A 17425-nucleotide genomic window follows, 5' to 3' on the forward strand; every position below is an offset into this window, starting at 1 on the left:
GTTTATTAGGGGGAGCAAACAGATGAGTATTAAACTAATTAACATTGGCTTTGGGAATATTGTTTCTGCCAATCGGATTATCTCGATTGTCAGTCCTGAATCAGCTCCGATAAAAAGGATCATTCAGGATGCCCGCGACAGAGCGATGCTTATTGATGCGACTTACGGACGCAGAACAAGAGCGGTCGTGATTATGGACAGTGATCATATTATACTATCTGCGGTTCAGCCAGAAACGGTTGCCCACAGGCTTTCAAATAAAGACGAGTTAACAGACGAAGGGTAGGGAACGTTCTGGATATGAAAGAAAGAGGATTACTCATCGTGCTTTCGGGTCCTTCAGGAGTCGGCAAAGGTACAGTGCGGAAAGCCATCTTTTCGCAGAATACAGACTTTGAATATTCGATCAGCATGACAACGCGCAAGCCTCGCGAGGGAGAAGTGGACGGAGTCGACTACTTCTTTAAAACCAGAGAGGAATTTGAGCAGCTGATCAAAGAGGAAGGCCTGCTAGAATGGGCGGAGTTCGTAGGGAATTACTACGGCACGCCTGTTGAATACGTTGAAAAAACGCTCAGTGAAGGAAAAGATGTCTTCCTTGAGATTGAAGTGCAAGGTGCCCTGCAGGTCAGAAAGGCATTTCCGGAAGGGCTGTTCATCTTCCTGATGCCGCCGAGCTTAAGCGAGCTGAAAAACCGCATTGTTACGCGCGGCACTGAGACACAGGATATCATCAATAACCGAATGGCTGCTGCCAAAGAAGAAATCGAAATGATGGATGCATACGACTATGTAGTCGAAAATGACCAGGTGGACCTTGCCTGTGCACGCATTCGTGCGATCGTAACGGCTGAGCACTGCAGACGTGACCGCATCGCACTTCGCTATAAGAAAATGCTGGAGGTTGAATAAAACATATGCTATATCCATCTATTGACAAACTTATGAACAAACTGGATTCAAAATACACGCTTGTAACGGTTGCCGCAAGACGTGCACGCGAAATGCAGGAAAATCACGATCAGCAGATCGTGAAGCCTGTTTCTCATAAATACGTAGGAAAAGCACTTGAAGAAATTCATTCAGGCCTGCTTGATTATGAAAAACAAGACTAATTGAATCGCTTTTAAAAATAACAACCTGATTCATCATGGGTTGTTATTTTTTCATACTGCCGGCAATTACAGGATAAACAGCACTGATGGGGGGATGTAAAATGAAGGGTAAAAAGATACTCCTTTGTGTAAGCGGGGGAATTGCAGTCTATAAAGCGGCTGCGCTGACAAGCAAGCTGGTGCAGGCGGGAGCAGAAGTGAAAGTGATCATGACGGCCTCAGCCCGTGAATTTGTCCAGCCTCTTACGTTTCAGGCACTGTCAAGAAATGATGTCTACTATGACACGTTCGATGAAAAAAATTCTGCCGTCATCGCTCACATCGATCTTGCAGACTGGGCGGATCTGATCCTTGTGGCACCGGCTACAGCCAATACAATCGGAAAGCTTGCAAATGGAATAGCAGATGACATGCTTACGACAACTTTGCTTGCATCAACAGCCCCTGTATGGATTGCTCCGGCTATGAACGTCCATATGTATGATCACCCTGCCGTTAAGAAGAACATTTTGACCCTTTCTCAGTTCGGCTATCAGTATATTGAACCGAGCGAGGGATATCTTGCATGCGGGTATGTCGGAAAAGGCAGGCTTGAAGAACCGGAGAAAATCACCGCGCTGATTACTGCTTATTTTTCCGCTGAAGCTGAACAGCCTCTAAAAGGCAAAAAAATAATCATAACCGCCGGCCCTACACGTGAAAAAGCAGATCCGGTCCGATTCTTCTCGAATTCTTCGACTGGAAAAATGGGATATGCCCTTGCATCTGCGGCAAGAAACATGGGAGCCGATGTCACTCTGGTGTCCGGTCCGGTGAGTCTTGCACCGCCCCAGGGTGTGGAAACTGTGCAGGTGGAATCAGCAGAAGACATGTACAGGGAAACAGTCAACAGGTTCGCCGAGGCGGACATCGTGATCAAGTCGGCTGCTGTCGCCGATTACCGCCCGCGTCTTGTGTCAGATGAAAAAATGAAGAAGCAGGACGGCGATCTTGTGATTGAGTTTGAACGGACAAAGGATATTTTAAAAGAGCTGGGCGAACGGAAAGAACATCAGATTCTGGTCGGATTTGCTGCTGAAACTCATCATGTTGAGGAGTATGCATTAAAAAAACTTGAGAAGAAAAACCTTGATATGATTGTGGCCAACAATGTAAATCAGGACGGAGCCGGCTTTGGCACGGATACAAACATTGTCACGATCTATAAGCGGAGCGGAGAAAAAATGGAACTTCCCGTTATGTCCAAAGAAGAAGTTTCAAAGAATATACTCCGCGAGATTATCCGTCTTGATAAAGGAGTTTAAATGATGAAGTTTGCCAGTGTAATCGTAGATGTTAAAGCCATGCAGACAGACAGGGCGTTCGATTACCTGATTCCTGAAAAATGGATGGGTTTTATCAAACCCGGCATGCGTGTGATCGTGCCATTCGGACCGCGTGCGGTGCAGGGGTTTGTTATCGCTCTGAAAGACAGCAGCGATTTTGACAAAGTGAAGCCGATTACGGAAGTTATGGATATAACGCCTGCTTTGACGGCGGAGCTTCTTGACATCGGCCACTGGCTGACAGAGTCAACACTCTGCTTCAAAATTTCTGCGTTTCAGGCCATGCTGCCTGCTGCCATGAAAGCGAAGTATGAAAAAGAGATCCGCCTGACATCCTCTGAGGCGAAGGACAGGCTGCATCCAATGTCTGCCCGCTGGTTTGAGAACGCACCGGGCATCTTCTGGAAAGAGATAGAAAAAAGCGACAGCGTGAAAGAGCTTCAGGGGGATATTGAGCGCGGGCTGCTTGAGGTCATATACCGGGTTAAACAGAAAAACAAACAAAAAACACAGAAGGTCATCCGTGCTGCTGTCACATCAGACGTGCTGAAAGAGGAAGCCTCCGGATGCACGCAGCAGGCAGCAAAGCAAAAAAAAGTGCTGGATTATTTCTCAGAACATGGCGGAGCAGCTGTCCCTCTGCAGGAGCTTTTGCTTAAACTGAATATCACGGACTCTCCCGTCAAAACTCTGATCAAGAAAAACCTTCTGTCTGAATCCTACGAAGAAATCTACAGAGACCCTTATGCTGACCGCACATTCCAGAAAACAGAGTCTCTGCCGCTTACACCAGAACAGCAGACGGCGATTGCTCCTATTCTTGACGGCATCGAACGGAAGGCGCATGATGTCTTTTTGATGTATGGGGTCACCGGAAGCGGGAAAACAGAGGTTTATCTTCAATCCATTGAAGCTGTGCTGAATCAGGGGAGGGAAGCGATTGTTCTTGTCCCTGAGATCTCACTGACGCCGCAAATGGTCAACCGGTTTAAAGCAAGGTTCGGATCGCTTGTTGCGGTCCTCCACAGCGGACTTTCGATCGGTGAAAAATACGATGAGTGGAGAAAAATCCGCCGCGGTGAAGTTAAGCTTGTCGTAGGTGCAAGGTCTGCCGTTTTTGCTCCGTTTACAAACCTTGGCATGATCATCATTGATGAGGAGCATGAAGGCAGCTACAAGCAGGAAGAAAATCCCCGCTATCATGCAAGGGATGTAGCCATTTACAGGGCAAAGCGCCACAAGTGTCCTGTTGTCCTCGGCAGCGCAACTCCTTCTCTTGAATCGTTTGCACGAGCAGGCAAAGGGGTTTATCAGCTGCTTACCTTAAAAGAACGAGTGAACAGCCGCCCCCTTCCCGAAGTGGAAATTGTAGATATGCGGGATGAACTCAGGAGCGGGAACAGGACAATGTTTTCTAAAGTTCTGCTTGAGAAGCTGGAAGACAGGTTAGAAAAAGGGCAGCAGTCGGTCCTGTTCCTGAATAAAAGAGGCTATTCCTCCTTTATCATGTGCAGAGACTGCGGCTGTGTAAAGGGCTGTCCCCATTGTGACATTTCCCTTACGTATCACAAGCGCGGACATTTGTTGAAATGCCATTACTGCGGTCATGAGGAGCCGATGCCGAATGTCTGCCCTGAGTGTGGAAGCGAGCATATCCGCTTTTTTGGCACCGGCACACAGAGGGTTGAAGAGGAACTGGCAAAAGTTCTTCCGGAAGCCCGGATTATCCGCATGGATGTTGATACTACGGGGAAAAAAGGGGCGCATGAAAAACTTCTTACGGCGTTCGGCAACAAAGAGGCGGATATCCTTTTAGGCACACAGATGATTGCAAAAGGACTGGATTTTCCAGATGTGACGCTTGTTGGAGTTCTGACGGCAGATACGATGCTGCATTTGCCTGACTTCAGGGCTTCCGAAAAAACGTTTCAGCTCCTGACCCAGGTCTCCGGCAGGGCGGGAAGGCATTTGCTTCCGGGAGAAGTTGTGATCCAGTCTTATTCACCGGAGCATTACAGTATCCAGCTTGCAGGAAAGCATGATTATGATTCATTTTACATGCAGGAGATGACAGCAAGAAAGCAGCATGCATACCCTCCGTTTTACTTTCTTGCACTCGTCACGGTCAGTCACCCTGATCTGTTAAAGGCCGTCTCTGTGACGGAGAAAATTTCCCAGCACCTGAATCACAAATTGTCAAATCATGTTCAGATTCTCGGTCCGTCCGCTTCGCCAATTCCAAGGGTAAACGATAGATATCGCTATCAATGCATGATAAAATACAAGCGGGAAGAAAATCTTCATTCTGCGCTGAAGATGATCATTGAACGGTTTCAGCAGGATATGAACAAAAATCAGCTGTCCATTTCAATCGATATGAATCCTAACGCCATGATGTAGGTTTCAGAATTCGGATTAGCGTCAAAACTGGAGAAAAAATAAGCTTTTAAGTAGTTGGAGGACGTTTCATTGGCTATTAAACCGATTGTTCTGCATCCGGCAGATGTGCTGGAGCAGGAATGTGAAGATGTAACAGTATTTGACAGGAAACTGTCAAAGCTGCTGAAAGATATGTATGATACAATGATTGAACTTGACGGTGTGGGACTTGCCGCTCCCCAAATTGGAGTGCCTGTCCGTGCAGCTGTTGTTGATATAGATGATCATCACGGGACGATTGAACTCGTTAACCCGGTGATCATTGAAAAAAGAGGCTCTCAGACTGGTCCTGAGGGCTGCTTGAGTTTTCCCGGCCTTTTTGGAGAAGTAGAGCGGAGCGAGTATGTAAAAGTGCAAGCTCAAAACCGCAAAGGCAAACCATTTGTGATGGAGGCAAATGGTTTTTTAGCGAGAGCGATCCAGCACGAAATTGATCACCTTCATGGAATTCTTTTCACGTCCAAGGTGACAGCCTATTTAAATGAAGAAGAGCTAGAAGAATCGGAAGGATGATGGTCATGACACGAATTGTATTTATGGGAACTCCTGACTTTTCGGTTCCTGTTTTAAAAAGACTTATAAATGAGGGGTACAATGTGGTCGGGGTTGTGACCCAGCCAGACCGTCCAAAAGGCAGAAAAAAAACTCTTACGCCGCCGCCTGTAAAGGTGGAAGCAGAAAAGCAGAATATACCCGTTCTGCAGCCTGAAAAAATCAGGGATAAAAAAGAACTTGAAAAAGTGCTCGCTTTGCAGCCTGATCTCGTTGTAACCGCCGCATTCGGGCAAATTCTTCCGAATGAACTGCTGGAAGCGCCTAAGCACGGCTGCATTAATGTCCATGCTTCGCTGCTTCCTGAACTGAGAGGCGGGGCTCCGATTCATTATTCAATCCTTCAGGGGAAAAAGAAAACGGGCATAACCATTATGTATATGGCTGAAAAGCTTGATGCCGGCGATATTCTTACCCAGGCTGAAGTGGAAATTGATGAACGGGATCACGTAGGAACTCTGCACGATAAATTAAGTGCTTCAGGGGCGGATCTTCTGTCTGAAACGCTGCCTTCACTCCTGGAAGGCAAGCTTACACCGCAGAAGCAGGATCACGAAAAAGCGACATTCGCTTCAAATATTAAACGGGAACAGGAAATCATTGACTGGACGAAGTCCGGAGAGGACATTTATAACCATATCAGAGGATTAAACCCCTGGCCTGTTGCCTATACCTACCTTAATGGCCAGGTTGTGAAAATCTGGTGGGGAGAAAAAATGACTGGAAGCATTCATACCGCACAGCCGGGAACCGTCATCGGAATTGATTCAGATGGAATCGTCGTCTCCACAGGAAATACGACAGCCATCAAGATCACAGAACTTCAGCCGTCCGGAAAGAAGAAAATGAACGGCGAAGATTTCCTTCGCGGCGCACAAATCCAGGCTGGAGACAAGTTGGGAGAGAGCCATGAAGAAAAATAATGTCCGTGAAACGGCTCTTGAAACGCTGCTCATGATTGAAAAAAACCAGGCGTACAGCCATCTTCTGCTAAACTCCATGATAAAAAAGCACGGAGTAAAAGAGATTGATATCCCTCTGCTTACAGAAATCGTATACGGGACGCTGCAGCGCAGGGATACGCTGGATTTTTATCTTGCGCCTTTTATTAAAAATGCCAAAAAAACTGAGCAGTGGGTGCAAAATCTCTTAAGACTTTCCGTGTATCAGATGGTATACCTGGACAGAGTGCCGGAGCGCGCTGTTTTTCACGAGGCAGTTGAAATTGCAAAACACAGGGGCCATAAAGGCATTGCATCCTTTGTCAACGGCATCTTAAGATCGATTCAGCGGCAGGGGCTGCCCTCCACTGCTGAGATAAAAGATGAGGCAGAGCGCATCGCTGTTGAAACAAGCTTCCCGCTATGGCTTGTGAAGCGCTGGATCAGCCAGCTTGGGGCCGCTGATGCAAAAAAAATGTGCGAAGCCACTTTGACGCCGCCAAGTGTATCAGCACGTGTCAATTTTATGAAAAACACCCGCGGGGAGCTAATGGAGCAGCTTTTAGCAAAAGGCTTTCAAATTGAAGAAGGCGATCTGACTGCTGATGCTATTAAAAGCCTGAAAGGCAGCCTTGTGCAGACGGAAGAATTTAAAGAAGGCAGGTTTACGATTCAGGATGAAAGTTCGATGCTGGTTGCCAGAACTCTTGCACCTGAAAAAGGAGATGCTGTTTTAGATGCATGTGCAGCGCCGGGCGGAAAATCAACCCATATTGCGGAGATTCTCGAGAACACAGGGACCGTCTACTCCCTTGATCTCCACAAGCAGAAAGTCAGCCTGATCACAGAACAGGCGGAAAGACTCGGCCTTACGAACATTAAGACTGAGGCAATGGACAGCAGAAAAGTGCATGAGCGCTTTAAAAACGAACAGTTTGACAAAATACTGGTCGATGCCCCATGCTCAGGACTTGGGGTTGTCAGACGAAAGCCTGACATTAAATACACGAAATCAGCCGAAGACGTGAAAAGACTGTCGCAAATTCAGCTGGAAATTCTGTCATCTGCCGCGCCTTTACTTAAAAAAGGTGGTACACTAGTCTATAGTACATGTACAATTGACAGCGAAGAAAACGGGCAGGTTGTTGACAAATTTCTTGCAGAACACAGTGAATTTGAACTTGATTCAGCAATGGCTGACCGGCTGCCGGAGGCTGCAAAGCCATATGCAGACGGCGGGCAAGTGCAGATTCTGCCCCACTATTTCGGAACTGACGGATTTTATATAGCAAGCTTAAGAAAGAAGGTGTAAAAATGGAAGAGGTAAAACGCACAAAGAAAACAGTCATCGAAGAAAACAAAAAACCTTCCATTTATTCTCTCGAACTGGGAGAAATAAAAAACTGGCTGACAGAAAACGGAGAAAAGCCTTTCAGGGCTGCTCAGATTTTTGACTGGCTTTATATTAAACGGGCAACAGCATTTGAAGAGATGTCAAATCTTTCAAAGGCGCTCAGAACAAAACTTGAGGAGAACTTTACGCTTACCACGCTTAAAACGATCATTCAGCAGACATCAAGCGACGGCACGATGAAGTTCTTATTCGAGCTGCACGACGGCTATTCCATTGAAACGGTTCTCATGCGCCATGAATACGGCAATTCAGTATGCGTTACAACACAGGTCGGCTGCCGGATCGGCTGTACGTTCTGCGCTTCAACACTGGGCGGATTAAAACGCAACCTCGAAGCAGGAGAAATCGTTGCTCAAGTCGTAAAAGTACAAAAGGCTCTTGATGAACTTGGAGAAAGGGTAAGCCATGTCGTCATCATGGGAATCGGAGAACCGTTTGATAACTATGACGAAATGATGGGATTCCTTAAAATCATCAATCATGACGACGGTTTGAATATCGGTGCACGCCATATTACCGTATCTACAAGCGGAATCATTCCTAAAATCTACAAATTTGCGGACGAACAGCTGCAAATTAACTTCGCTGTATCGCTGCATGCACCGAATACAGAACTCAGAAGCCGCTTAATGCCGATCAACAGAGCATATAAACTGCCTGAGCTAATGGAAGCTATTGAGTATTATGTGAACAAAACAGGACGACGCGTCAGCTTCGAATACGGGCTGTTCGGCGGAGTAAATGATGGGGTAGAACACGCTGAAGAGCTCGCAGCGCTTATTAAGCATCTGAAATGCCATGTAAACCTGATTCCCGTTAACTATGTGCCTGAGCGCGATTATGTAAGAACTCCTAAAGAACAGATTGATCTTTTTGAGAAAACATTGAAAAAGCGCGGCATTAATGTAACGACAAGACGCGAGCAGGGTCATGATATCGATGCGGCATGCGGTCAGCTGAGAGCGAAGGAGCGCAAAGAGGAGACGAGGTGACTTCATGGAAACCGTTATCGCAACAGACAGGGGAAAAGTGAGACAGCACAATGAAGACAGCGTTGGTGTTTTTCAAAATAAAGACGGTGATGTTTTAGCCGTCGTGGCTGACGGAATGGGCGGCCATTTAGCAGGTGATGTAGCAAGCCAGATGACAATTGCAGCATTAAAAGAGATGTGGGAGGATGCCTCGGGCATTTCCTCCCCGGATCTCGCCTCAGGCTGGCTTTCGGACCATGTGGCAAAGGTGAATCTGACATTGCTGCACCATGCTAAAACACATCCTGACTGCAGCGGAATGGGAACGACTGTTGTGGCGGCTATTTGCACAGAAGCTTTTGCAACTGTCGGCCATATTGGCGACAGCCGCGGCTATCTCTGCAACAGCAGCGGATTCAAACAAATTACAGAAGACCACTCACTTGTCAATGAACTGGTGAGATCCGGACAAATATCAAGAGAAGATGCCGAGCATCACCCGCGCAAAAATGTTCTTGTAAGGGCTTTAGGGACAGAAGAACATGTTGAACTAGACATGACTTCTATTTGTCTTGAAGAATCTGACCTTCTTCTATTATGTTCCGACGGGCTGTCGAACAAAGTAGGTGAAGAGGAGCTTAAAGATTTGCTTTCATCCGGGGGGGCGCTTCAGACCATTGCTCAGGAACTGATCAGAAAGGCGAATGATAACGGGGGAGAGGATAACATTTCACTCGTCATCGTCAAACAGCCGTCTGAAATCAAAGAGGGTGATGGGGCGTGCTGATCGGCAAGCGGTTAAGCGGCAGATATAAAATACTCCGCGTGATTGGCGGCGGAGGAATGGCTAACGTATATTTGGCGCGGGACATGATTTTAGACCGCGATGTTGCAATGAAAGTTCTCAGGTTCGATTTTTCAAACGACGACGAATTCATTAAACGGTTCAGACGTGAGGCTCAGTCCGCAACAAGCCTTGCCCACCCGAATATTGTCAGCATTTTTGATGTTGGAGAAGAAGACGGCATCTACTATATTGTCATGGAGTATGTGGAAGGAAACACACTTAAGCAATACATACAGCAGTATGCTCCCCTGCACCCTAGAGAAGCACTCAATATTATGGAGCAAATCGTATCAGCCATTGCACACGCCCATGAAAACCACATTGTCCACCGGGATATCAAGCCTCATAACATCCTGATCGATCCCCATGGCAATGTGAAAGTAACGGATTTCGGAATTGCAATGGCACTGAGCTCGACCACGATTACCCAGACCAATTCTGTCCTTGGATCTGTCCATTACCTTTCGCCTGAACAGGCAAGGGGAGGAATGGCAAATAAAAAATCAGATATTTATTCACTTGGCATTGTCCTGTTTGAATTATTGACCGGAAGACTGCCGTTTGACGGAGAATCGGCCATCTCCATTGCGCTGAAGCACCTGCAGTCTGAAACGCCTTCTGCCAAGCGCTGGAATGCAACGGTTCCTCAAAGTGTTGAAAACATTATTTTAAAAGCAATGGCAAAGGACACGTTCCACCGCTATGAGTCTGCTGAAGAGATGGAAGCCGATCTTTCAACCGCTTTAAATCCGGAACGGCTTCATGAAGAAAAGTTTGTCATACCGGAAGATACAGAGGCAACAAAAGCCATTCCGATTATCACGGATTCAGATATGTTTGAAAAAACCGGTGATACGCTAGTTCGTGCGCCTGAACCGGCTGCAGAAGAAACGTCTGCAAAAAATGCCCCGGTAAAGAAAGAAAAAAAGAAAAAAGAAGAGAAAAAGAAAAAAAGCAAAGCAGGAGTCATCCTGATCAGCCTCTTTTTGATCCTTCTTGCAGCAGGAGTTGCCGCTGTCACCGTTGTGCCGGCCCTGATGATGCCAAAGGATGTGGAAGTTCCTGATCTGACAGGGATGAAATATCAGGATGCGGTAGAGAAGCTTGTCTCGGAAAAATTTGAAGTGGATGATCCCATCCTGATTGCCGATGACGAAATTCCGGAAGGGGATGTCGTCAGAACGAAACCTGAAGCAGGCAGAATGGCAAAGGAAGGGGACAGCATTATCATCTACCAGAGCTCAGGCAAAGAGAAAGTCGAGCTTGATGATTATGTTGACAGAGACATTACAAGAGTCCGGGAGCTCCTTGAACGTAAAGGATTTGAAAAAATCACGGTCGAAGAAGAATTTAATGAAGCAGCAGCGGGAACGATTTTAGAGCAGGATCCTGAACCGGGCGACATGGTCATTCCAAGCGAAGATGAAATCGTGCTGACTGTAAGCGCCGGGCCGGAGGAATTTGAACTTCAGGACTTAAGAGGCTATTCAGAAGAAGCTCTGAATGCCTATATCGAAGACAAACAGCTTGTGCTTGTAACGAAGGAAGACTTTTCTGACACTGTGACTAAGGGGGAAGTGATCTCACATACTCCCGAGCCGTCAGCAAAAGTACTTCCGGGCGACACCGTTGAGGCCACTGTTTCCCTCGGGCCGAAAGAAAAGCCTGCCAAAAAAGTCAAACGGGTAATTGAAATTCCTTATCCGGAAGAGCTAGCAGGACAGCCGGCAGAAGTGAAAATCAGCATCGATGATGCCGAGCGGTCTGTAGCCGATGATTCTCAAATCTTTACTATTACAGAGAGCATAACTAAAGAAATCGAATTCACAATCGAGCCCGGTGGAAGAGCCTATTACATGGTAATGGTTGACAACCGCGTTGAGAAAACCGAAACCATCCCATATGAGTAATACGTGAATCACCAAGGAGGAAATGTATGCCTAAAGGCAAAATTATCAAAGCGTTAAGCGGGTTTTACTATTGTCTTGACGGTGATAAGACCATCCAGTGCCGCGGCCGCGGGGTTTTCAGAAAAAACAAAATCACCCCGCTTGTCGGCGATGAAGTCGTGTATGATTACGAAAATGAACGGGAAGGCACAATCCAGGAAGTGCTCGAGAGAAAAAACGAGCTTGTCCGTCCCCCGATTGCAAACGTTGATCAGGCTATTTTAGTGTTTTCAGCAGTCGAGCCTGATTTCAGCCCTGTTCTGCTTGACCGTTTTCTCGTTCTGATTGAATCTAATGACATTGAACCTGTCATCTGCATCAGCAAAATGGATTTGATCAAGGATGAAAAACAGCGTCAGGAAATCGAAGAATATGCAGCGGATTACAGAAAAATCGGGTATGAGGTGATGCTCACTTCTACTCTCGAGGAAGACGGAATTACTGAACTGCGTCCGCTGCTGAACGGCAGAATCTCTGTTTTTGCGGGACAGTCAGGTGTCGGAAAATCTTCGCTGCTGAATGTTCTGCGCCCTGAACTTTCACTGAAGACGAGCGGCATATCGTCTCATTTGGGCAGGGGAAAACATACGACACGCCACGTGGAGCTTATCCAGGTCGGAACCGGCCTTGTCGCTGATACCCCCGGTTTCAGTTCACTTGAATTTATGAACATAGAAACAGAAGACCTTTCCTACTGTTTCCCTGAGATGCGGGGTGTGAGCGGAAACTGCAAATTCAGGGCATGCACGCACATTTCAGAGCCGAAATGCGCCGTGAAGGAAGCTGTTGAGAATGGCAGTATTCCTGCTTACAGATATGAACATTATTTAAGCTTTATAGAAGAAATTAAAGACAGAAAGCCGAGGTACTGATCATGATTAAAATTGCACCTTCCATCCTTTCAGCAGACTTTTCAAAGCTTGGAGCGGAAATAGAGGATGTTGAAAGAGGCGGAGCTGATTATATTCATGTTGATGTGATGGATGGACATTTTGTCCCGAATATCACGATCGGTCCGCTGATTGTGGACGCGATCAGACCTGTGACAAAGCTTCCGCTGGATGTGCATTTGATGATTGAAAATCCGGATGCATACATCCCGGCATTTGCAAAAGCGGGTGCTGACATTATTTCTGTTCACGCTGAAGCATGCCCTCACCTGCACCGTACGATCCAGCTGATTAAATCAGAAGGCGTAAAAGCAGGTGTTGTGCTGAATCCTCATACCCCTGCTGATATAATCAGGCATGTGATTGATGAAGTGGATCTTGTCCTGCTGATGACGGTGAATCCGGGCTTCGGCGGGCAGTCTTTTATCCATGCTGTTCTTCCGAAAATAAGAGAAGTGGCTGACATGGTTAAAGAACGGGGCCTTCAAACAGAAATCGAAGTAGACGGAGGAGTAAACGCCGAAACAGCAAGATTGTGCATTGAAGCAGGAGCAAACGTCCTGGTTGCCGGCTCTGCTGTTTATAACAAGAGTGACCGCAAACAGGCTATTGATCAAATAAGAAACGCATAAGAACCGCCAAGAGCGGTTCTCTTTTTTTAGATTTAAACCATAACATTATTATGTAAACAGGAGTGGTTAGCAGTGAAGATTCACATCGTCGCAGGAGGTCCTGAAACGTATATTCCATCATTGAAAGATTATCAAACGGAAGATGCCGTCTGGATTGGCGTTGACAGGGGAGTGATTTATCTGCAGCAGGCGGGCATTATACCTGACAGGGCGTTTGGAGACTTTGATTCTGTGACAGAAAAAGAGCTTAACACGCTGAACAGTTCAGCTGTGCATCTTGATCTTTTTCCTGCGGAAAAGGACCAGACAGACACGGAGATTGCCCTGGAATGGGCGGTGAAAATGAACCCTGAAGCCATCATCCTCTTCGGTTCAACAGGCGGCAGGCTTGATCACTTCCTTGCAAACACACAGCTTCTGGCACGTTATCCGGAAACGAAAATTGAAATCATTGACCGGAAAAATCAGCTTTCTGTTTTCCTCCCCGGCACCCGCAGCGTGCATTCTGACAGCAGATTTCCGTATATCTCGTTTCTGCCCGTGAGCCCGGAAGTAAGGGATATTACACTTGAGGGATTTAAATATCCGCTTTCAGGCTGTCATATAAAGCTTGGATCGACACTTTGTATTAGTAATGAACTTATTCGTCCATCCGGTACTTTTTCATTCAGCAGCGGCATATTAATGATGGTAAGAAGTACTGATGAATAACTTCAAACATGAAGGTTAACCACATAACCTGGGCATAACCGGTTTCTTACATGATGGGCTTCGCCCCAGCAGCAAACTGAACGAATGGCTGAGGAGGGAAAGTATGAAATTTTATACAATCAAGTTACCGAAGTTTTTAGGTGGCATTATCAGGGCAATGCTTGGGTCGATGAAGAAGGATTAATGAAAAGCGGATATGAGGTTTTGAAACTATAAAAAAAGCACCGCCATAGCGGTGCTTTTTTTATATGTTCCCTTATGGGAATCAAAAGCAGAACTTTTGATTATACACGCTCAACTTTACCGGATTTCAAAGCGCGAGCAGATACATATACGCGTTTTGGTTTGCCGTCTACTAAGATGCGTACTTTTTGAAGGTTAGCACCCCAAGTACGTTTTGAAGCGTTCATTGCGTGAGAACGTGAGTTTCCAGAACGTGTTTTTCTACCAGTGATTACGCATTTACGTGCCATCGTATTCCCTCCTAACTGCAAAAAACCTTACCAATTCAAACATTAATAGTCTTGTTTGTCATGAGATACTTTAATAATTTATCACAACTCCTTTCTGAATGCAATAGTTCTTGCTTTTGCTTTCAAGAATTTTTCCTTGACATACATGAATATTTCATGCTGAATAATACTATAGGGTAAGAGGTCCTTAAAGCTGTGCCGCAGAATAACTTTTAAAAATCGCCTGTATATAGTAAAATAGCTTTAGCCTATGCGAACAATTCCAAAGGGGGAACCATCATGTCCATCGAGATGAAAACAAAGTACGGACACATTGACATATCCAATGAAGTCATTGCAACGGTTGCTGGCGGTGCAGCCATTGACTGTTATGGCATTGTCGGAATGGCATCCAAAAACCAGATCAAAGACGGCATCACTGAAATTCTTAGAAAAGAAAACTTCAGCCGGGGCGTTATTGTCCGCCAGGAAGAAGATCACATCAACATTGATATGTACATTATCGTCAGCTACGGAACGAAAATCTCTGAAGTGGCACATAATGTTCAAACGAAAGTGAAGTACACACTGGATAAAACAGTCGGACTAGCTGTTGATTCAGTCAATATTTTTGTTCAGAGTGTTCGTGTAACGAACCCGTAGTAAGGAGGAAAAAGTCCGTGTCAATTACAACTTTAGATGGAAAACGTTTTGCGGAAATGATCTTGCAGGGGGCAGGCCACCTGTCAAACAATGCAGATTATGTAGATGCGCTGAACGTTTTTCCGGTTCCGGACGGAGATACCGGGACGAATATGAACCTTTCCATGACATCTGGAGCGAAAGAGGTTCAAAATCATGTATCTGAGCATATCGGCAAAGTCGGTCAGGCACTGTCAAAAGGCCTGCTTATGGGAGCCCGCGGAAATTCCGGGGTTATTCTTTCCCAGCTGTTCAGAGGATTCTCAAAAGCAATTGAATCAAAAAGCACGATTTCTGCAGCTGAATTTGCAGCTGCTCTTCAAGCTGGCGTCAACACAGCTTATAAAGCGGTCATGAAGCCCGTTGAAGGAACAATTTTAACTGTAGCAAAAGATTCAGCCAAAAAAGCTGTTGATACAATAGAGGCAAAGCCGGAGATCAGCATCGATCAATTGATGGAAGCTGTATTTGCGGAATCTAAGGCATCACTGAAAAGAACCCCTGACCTGCTTCCTGTCCTAAAAGAGGTAGGAGTTGTCGACAGTGGCGGACAAGGTCTTGTGTTTGTTTATGAAGGCTTTCTTGCCGTATTAAAAGGTGAGAAAGTGTCTTCTGCCAAAGTTGCAGCGTCCATGACGGACCTTGTGAGCGCAGAGCACCACAAAAGCGTTGCATCCCACATCAATACAGAAGATATTGAATTTGGATACTGCACGGAATTTATGGTGCGCTTTGAGGATGATAAAGAGCCATTCAAAGAAGATGCGTTCAGACAGGATCTGAGTGAACATGGTGATTCCCTTCTGGTCATTGCAGATGATGAAATTGTAAAAGTACATATTCACGCAGAGTATCCTGGAAAAGTTCTGACATATGCACAGACCTACGGCAGCCTGATCAATATGAAGATTGAGAATATGCGCCAGCAGCATACTAGTCTGCTTGACAGCGGGGATGCACCATCAAAGCCTGCTGAAAAGAAAGAAAAACAGCCTTACGGTATTGTGACTGTCACAATGGGCAAAGGAATTGCCGAGCTGTTCCGCAGCATCGGATCACACTCTGTCATTGAAGGCGGACAGACGATGAACCCGAGCACAGAGGACATTGTCCAGGCCATTAAAGATGTGAATGCTGAAACAGTGATCATTCTGCCGAATAACTCCAATATCGTGATGGCTGCACAGCAGGCTGCGTCTGTTGTGGATGATAACGTCATCGTGATTCCGTCTAAAACCGTTCCTCAGGGAATGGCAGCACTGCTTGCCTTTAACCCGTCAGCAGCAGCTGAGGAGAATGAAGAAGTCATGAAAGAAGCGCTTGGAACGGTTAAGACAGGTCAGATCACGTACGCAGTCCGCGATACGAATATTGACGGCCTTGATATTGAAAAGGGCGATTTCATGGGTATTGCAAACGGCAAGATTGTGACAAAAGACCGCAATCAGCTGGCATCTGCCAAAAAACTTCTTGATTCCATGATGACAGAAGACGACGAAATATTGACTGTCCTTCAGGGCGTTGATGCAGCCGATGATGAAATGCAGGAACTTGTTTCCTATATCGAAAGTAAATTTGAAGATGTGGAAGTAGAAGTCCATAAAGGGGAGCAGCCTCTTTATTCCTACATTTTTTCAATCGAATAAGCAGGAAAGAATAGAAGGGCGATCCCCTTCTATTTCTTATGTCCAAATTCAGGTTGCAATTTTGGTGATGATTCCGTTTTCTTAAGCTGTGTTTATCTGATAAACTATGAAGGAAACACACAGCAAGCATGAGACAACAGGCTATGCATGTTCAGGGGGGAGCATATGAAATACAGAAGTGTTTTTGATATAATCGGACCGATTATGATTGGTCCTTCAAGTTCACATACAGCAGGGGCTGCAAGAATCGGGAGAGTAGCAAGAAGCTTATTTGGAAGAGAACCTAAATGGGCAGCCATTTCATTCTATGGGTCATTTGCAAAAACCTATAAGGGCCATGGAACGGATGTAGCCATCATCGGCGGCCTGCTTGATTTTGACACATTTGATGAGCGGATTAAAACGTCGCTTGACATTGCATCTGATAAAGGGATGAAAGTGACATTTACCGAAGAAGAAGCGATTACAGATCATCCAAATACAGCCCGTGTGATTATTGGAGATGACCACGGCCAGCTTGAGCTTGTCGGCATTTCCATCGGCGGAGGGAAGATTGAAATTACAGAGCTGAACGGTTTTGAGCTGAAGCTCTCAGGCAACCATCCTGCCATTCTTGTGGTTCATAATGACCGTTTTGGTGCGATTGCAGCTGTAGCGAATGTGCTTGCAAAATACGCGATTAATATCGGACATATGAATGTTGCCCGCAAGGAAAAAGGGAAGCTTGCGCTAATGACCATTGAAGTTGACCAGAATATTGACAAATCAGTGCTTGATGAGCTGAAAACACTGCCGAATATTCTTCAGGTGACAAAAATAGCAGATTAACCGTGATGCGA

At 45.9% G+C, this 17425-nt stretch carries 19 protein-coding genes; 18 read left to right on the top strand and 1 reads right to left on the bottom strand.

Going from position 1 to position 17425, the window contains the following annotated elements; all coding sequences use genetic code 11:
* Positions 1-22: 22 nt before the first annotated feature.
* From remA to spoVM, 15 genes are all read left to right on the top strand, one after another.
* Entirely contained in the window at positions 23-286 is a 264-nt protein-coding gene (gene remA / locus JOJ89_RS09175; RefSeq protein WP_029281439.1) for an extracellular matrix/biofilm regulator RemA, read from the top strand.
* A gap of 14 nt (positions 287-300) precedes the next feature.
* Complete coding sequence (gene gmk, locus JOJ89_RS09180) at positions 301-912, top strand: guanylate kinase (protein WP_029281437.1); 612 nt, start codon at positions 301-303, stop codon at positions 910-912.
* A 5-nt stretch (positions 913-917) separates the two neighbouring features.
* Entirely contained in the window at positions 918-1115 is a 198-nt protein-coding gene (rpoZ, locus tag JOJ89_RS09185) for a DNA-directed RNA polymerase subunit omega (RefSeq protein WP_029281435.1), read from the top strand.
* 101 nt (positions 1116-1216) lie between these two features.
* Positions 1217-2419 carry a bifunctional phosphopantothenoylcysteine decarboxylase/phosphopantothenate--cysteine ligase CoaBC gene (coaBC, locus tag JOJ89_RS09190; protein ID WP_203290150.1) on the top strand — a complete coding sequence of 401 codons (1203 nt, stop codon included), beginning with the start codon at positions 1217-1219 and terminating at the stop codon, positions 2417-2419.
* Between the two features lie 3 nt (positions 2420-2422).
* Positions 2423-4840 carry a primosomal protein N' gene (priA, locus tag JOJ89_RS09195; protein WP_203290301.1) on the top strand — a complete coding sequence of 806 codons (2418 nt, stop codon included), beginning with the start codon at positions 2423-2425 and terminating at the stop codon, positions 4838-4840.
* 69 nt (positions 4841-4909) lie between these two features.
* Positions 4910-5392: a peptide deformylase gene (def, locus tag JOJ89_RS09200; RefSeq protein ID WP_029281429.1), complete on the top strand. Its 483-nt coding sequence runs from the start codon at positions 4910-4912 to the stop codon at positions 5390-5392.
* A gap of 5 nt (positions 5393-5397) precedes the next feature.
* The gene (gene fmt, locus JOJ89_RS09205) at positions 5398-6354 is read left to right on the top strand and encodes a methionyl-tRNA formyltransferase (protein WP_029281427.1); all 957 of its coding nucleotides are present in this window, start codon (positions 5398-5400) and stop codon (positions 6352-6354) included.
* Positions 6341-7684 carry a 16S rRNA (cytosine(967)-C(5))-methyltransferase RsmB gene (gene rsmB / locus JOJ89_RS09210; RefSeq protein ID WP_029565585.1) on the top strand — a complete coding sequence of 448 codons (1344 nt, stop codon included), beginning with the start codon at positions 6341-6343 and terminating at the stop codon, positions 7682-7684. The genes fmt and rsmB overlap by 14 nt, the downstream gene beginning before the upstream one ends.
* A 2-nt stretch (positions 7685-7686) precedes the next feature.
* Entirely contained in the window at positions 7687-8778 is a 1092-nt protein-coding gene (rlmN, locus tag JOJ89_RS09215) for a dual-specificity RNA methyltransferase RlmN (RefSeq protein WP_029281423.1), read from the top strand.
* 4 nt (positions 8779-8782) lie between these two features.
* The gene (locus JOJ89_RS09220) at positions 8783-9544 is read left to right on the top strand and encodes a Stp1/IreP family PP2C-type Ser/Thr phosphatase (protein WP_029281421.1); all 762 of its coding nucleotides are present in this window, start codon (positions 8783-8785) and stop codon (positions 9542-9544) included.
* Positions 9538-11514: a Stk1 family PASTA domain-containing Ser/Thr kinase gene (gene pknB / locus JOJ89_RS09225; protein WP_029565586.1), complete on the top strand. Its 1977-nt coding sequence runs from the start codon at positions 9538-9540 to the stop codon at positions 11512-11514. Before JOJ89_RS09220 ends, pknB begins: the two co-directional genes overlap by 7 nt.
* A gap of 26 nt (positions 11515-11540) precedes the next feature.
* Positions 11541-12425, top strand: a complete 885-nt coding sequence (rsgA, locus tag JOJ89_RS09230) for a ribosome small subunit-dependent GTPase A (protein ID WP_203290151.1) — start codon at positions 11541-11543, stop codon at positions 12423-12425.
* A 2-nt stretch (positions 12426-12427) separates the two neighbouring features.
* The gene (gene rpe, locus JOJ89_RS09235; protein ID WP_029281415.1) at positions 12428-13075 is read left to right on the top strand and encodes a ribulose-phosphate 3-epimerase; all 648 of its coding nucleotides are present in this window, start codon (positions 12428-12430) and stop codon (positions 13073-13075) included.
* A gap of 72 nt (positions 13076-13147) precedes the next feature.
* Positions 13148-13786: a thiamine diphosphokinase gene (locus JOJ89_RS09240; RefSeq protein ID WP_029281413.1), complete on the top strand. Its 639-nt coding sequence runs from the start codon at positions 13148-13150 to the stop codon at positions 13784-13786.
* Between the two features lie 103 nt (positions 13787-13889).
* Entirely contained in the window at positions 13890-13970 is an 81-nt protein-coding gene (gene spoVM, locus JOJ89_RS09245) for a stage V sporulation protein SpoVM (protein WP_035206513.1), read from the top strand.
* Between the two features lie 100 nt (positions 13971-14070).
* Here the strand turns inward: spoVM and rpmB are convergent, their stop codons facing one another.
* Positions 14071-14259 carry a 50S ribosomal protein L28 gene (gene rpmB, locus JOJ89_RS09250; RefSeq protein ID WP_029281412.1) on the bottom strand — a complete coding sequence of 63 codons (189 nt, stop codon included), beginning with the start codon at positions 14257-14259 and terminating at the stop codon, positions 14071-14073.
* A 279-nt stretch (positions 14260-14538) separates the two neighbouring features.
* Here rpmB and JOJ89_RS09255 point away from each other — a divergent pair, with 279 nt between their 5' ends.
* The 3 genes from JOJ89_RS09255 (at position 14539) to sdaAB (ending at position 17414) form a co-directional block, all read left to right on the top strand.
* Complete coding sequence (locus JOJ89_RS09255) at positions 14539-14901, top strand: Asp23/Gls24 family envelope stress response protein (protein ID WP_029281411.1); 363 nt, start codon at positions 14539-14541, stop codon at positions 14899-14901.
* A gap of 17 nt (positions 14902-14918) precedes the next feature.
* Positions 14919-16586: a DAK2 domain-containing protein gene (locus tag JOJ89_RS09260; protein WP_029281410.1), complete on the top strand. Its 1668-nt coding sequence runs from the start codon at positions 14919-14921 to the stop codon at positions 16584-16586.
* A 165-nt stretch (positions 16587-16751) separates the two neighbouring features.
* Positions 16752-17414 carry an L-serine ammonia-lyase, iron-sulfur-dependent subunit beta gene (sdaAB, locus tag JOJ89_RS09265; protein ID WP_029281409.1) on the top strand — a complete coding sequence of 221 codons (663 nt, stop codon included), beginning with the start codon at positions 16752-16754 and terminating at the stop codon, positions 17412-17414.
* Positions 17415-17425 lie beyond the last annotated feature (11 nt).

Origin of the sequence: Metabacillus sp. cB07, from assembly GCF_016839225.1 — a bacterium.
GTDB classification, from domain to species: domain Bacteria; phylum Bacillota; class Bacilli; order Bacillales; family Bacillaceae; genus Bacillus_P; species Bacillus_P indicus.